2 protein-coding genes are annotated in these 2752 nt (G+C 67.9%); both read right to left on the bottom strand.

Annotated elements, in window-relative coordinates; genetic code table 11:
• Positions 1–211: 211 nt before the first annotated feature.
• A complete protein-coding gene (locus tag V7067_RS04500; protein WP_334174686.1) occupies positions 212–415 on the bottom strand; it encodes a cold-shock protein in 204 nt (67 codons plus the stop codon).
• 727 nt (positions 416–1142) lie between these two features.
• A partial coding sequence (locus V7067_RS04505; protein WP_334174687.1) for a glycosyltransferase occupies positions 1143–2752 on the bottom strand: 1610 nt, incomplete at its 5' end.

A 2752-nucleotide genomic window follows, 5' to 3' on the forward strand; every position in this document is an offset into this window, starting at 1 on the left:
AAATGGCGCCCGCCGGCTGCGGCCGGAAGATGAGAACGGCCGGCCGCGGCAGAGCCGTGCCAGCCGTTCGTTCCGCGCAGGGCGGAACAGGGCAGCGCCCGAATTCGTGTGATCTCGCAATCGGCTTCCGCCCGGCTCGCGCAGTGGCAGCGACCGGGGCGGGGTGTGCGATTGCGCCCCCTCACAAGATGCGGTTGCTGAGGTTCAGCGCTCAGCCGACGCGCAGGTTGCCGGCCGAAGTCTTGCCACGCTCGGTTACGAGATCGTAGGAAACCTTCTGCCCCTCGATGAGGTTCGGCAGCCCGGCGCGCTGCAGGGCGGTGATGTGGACGAACACGTCACGCGTGCCGTCGCTCGGCTGGATGAAGCCGTAGCCCTTCTGGGCGTTGAACCACTTAACGGTCCCGGTAGCCATCTTCGTCTCCTGGTCGGTCTTCTTGGTGCCGGACCGGGCAGGGCTGTCTCCGGCGTCTGCCGTTCGTCCGGCGGTCTGCGATTTTCTGCGGTTGGCTTGGACCGTTGCGCCGCAGCGTGGGGAACAAGGCAAGGCCGCGATTAGCGATCGCCTCTCAACAATTACGATCCTTCCCGCTCAAGTCAACAGTCCGGAAGCCAGAAGTGCGGCCGCATGCGCCGGCCGTGGCCGTCATATTTTGCGCGGCGCAGAGAAACAGTTCGCCGAAGACGCCTATAAAGGGAACAATAGTCCCATGTTCAGGGGTGGCGTGCGCGGCGGATTGGCTGCGGAGACGGTGTTGATGTCAGAAAGACGGAAGTAAACCTGTCTCAATTCAAAACAGGACCAGACGGTCCGAAAACACCGCCATGCTGCCGGAAAGCCAATGTTCTCCGCGCGTTGGCGGTAGCGGGCGATGCACGGGGGCGGGCCCGCGGCCGGCAGTTCTGCAGCGCCTGCTGCGCAGCTGCGCAAGGTCTGTCCGATTGCGGCACTTTGCAGTTCTTGCGCCGCGATCGCGGCCATGGCGCGCCGGTCTGCGCCGGGCCGCCATCTCCGGCCGCCGGGCGGCCTGCGGGAGGGCGGGGCCGGTCTTCAAGCCTGCGTGCGCGGCCGGCAGAAGCCGGCAAAAAAAAGGGGCGCCCTGTCGGGCGCCCCTGTTGTTGCTGTCCGGGTGCCGCCGCTCTCACGGTGCCGGCGAGGGCGTTGCGGAGATCGGGGCCGGGGTCGCCGGCGTGCCGCCGGGGGCGGGGCTGCCGGCGGGCGGCGCTGCCGCACCTTCGGCCGGGGCGGCCTCAACGGCCTCTACCGGGGCCTCGGTGCCGGCGATGCCCATCATCACCCGGCGCTCGAACAGCGCCATGCCGACGGTCGCCACGAACGGCAGCGCCTGCACCACCAGCACGATGGCGAACACATAGATTTCGCGCACCTGATCCTTGTTGGTGGCCACCAGCAGCACGGCGCCGGCCAGCAGCAGGGCACCGATCGCCGCTTCCCACCGGGCGGGGAAGGCGCCGACCGCCTTCTTGCCGCCCTTGGCGGTGCGCAGGAAGGGCAGGGAGTCTTTGAACATGCCGAGCGCCACCGCACGGGCGATGGTGAACTGCAGGCTCATCGCCGCCACGCCGGCGCCCACCGCATGGCGCATCGGCAGGCGCACGCGCAGGCGGTAGAGCAGGGTGAAGTGGACGATGTTGATGAGGAACACCGCCACCACCGGCAGGGTGAGAACCGAATCCGGCAGCGCGATGCCGCCGAAGGCCACCACGGGAACCCACAGCAGGTTCAGGAACGCGGCCGCCACGCCCAGCGTTTCGGCGCCCATCCAGTTCATCCAGCCCAGCACGAACTGCGTGCGCTGGGTGGTGGAAAGGCGGGTGCGCCCGGGGCGGAACCGCAGCCAGTGCTTCTTGGCGATCTGGAAGCCGCCGTAAGCCCAGCGATGGCGCTGCGTCATGAACGACTGGTAGTCGTCCGGCAGCATGCCGCGGCCGTAGCGGCGGCGGGTGTAGTGCGCCGACCAGCCCTTTTCCAGAATCGACAGGCCGAGATCGGTATCCTCGGTGATGGTGTCGGACGACCAGCCGCCGGCCTCTTCCATCGCCTTGCGGCGGATCAGCACCATGGTGCCGTGCACGATGATCGACTGCCGCTCGTTGCGCTCCACCATGCCGATGTCGAAGAAGCCGGCATATTCGGCGTTGAGGGCGGCGTGGAACGGGCTGCGGTCGCCGTCGCGGTGGTCCTGCGGCGCCTGCACGATGCCGACGCGCGGATCGGAGAACAGCGGCGCCAGATCCTTCAGCCAGTCCGGCTCCACCACATAGTCGGCATCCAGCAGGCCGATCACCTCGGCTTCGGGCGCGGTGTGCTCCAGCGCCACGCGCAGCGCGCCGGCCTTGAAGCCTGAGAGCTTCGGCACGTTGACGAACTTGAAGCGCGGGCCGAGCTGGCGGCAATAGTCCTCGACCGGCGTCACGAAGGCCGGATCGGGGGTGTTGTTGATGACGATCACGCACTCGAAATTCGGGTAATCGAGCGCGGCCACGCTGTCGAGGGTCTGCTTCAGCATCTCCGGCGGTTCGCGGTAGGCCGGGATGTGGATGGAGACGAACGGTTTTCCGGTCAGGCCGAGATCGGCCATGGTGGTGGCGTCGGGCACTTCGGTGGCCGAAAAGGCCTTCGGCGTGATCTTGTCCGGCAGCAGCCGCATCGGCCCGCGGCCGAGGGCGATGGCCGCGATTTCCTCGATGCGCGACAGCGACAGCAGCGCCAGCGGCACCAGCAGGATCA

The organism is Pseudoxanthobacter sp., from assembly GCF_036822375.1.
Classification (GTDB): Bacteria; Pseudomonadota; Alphaproteobacteria; order Rhizobiales; family Segnochrobactraceae; genus Pseudoxanthobacter.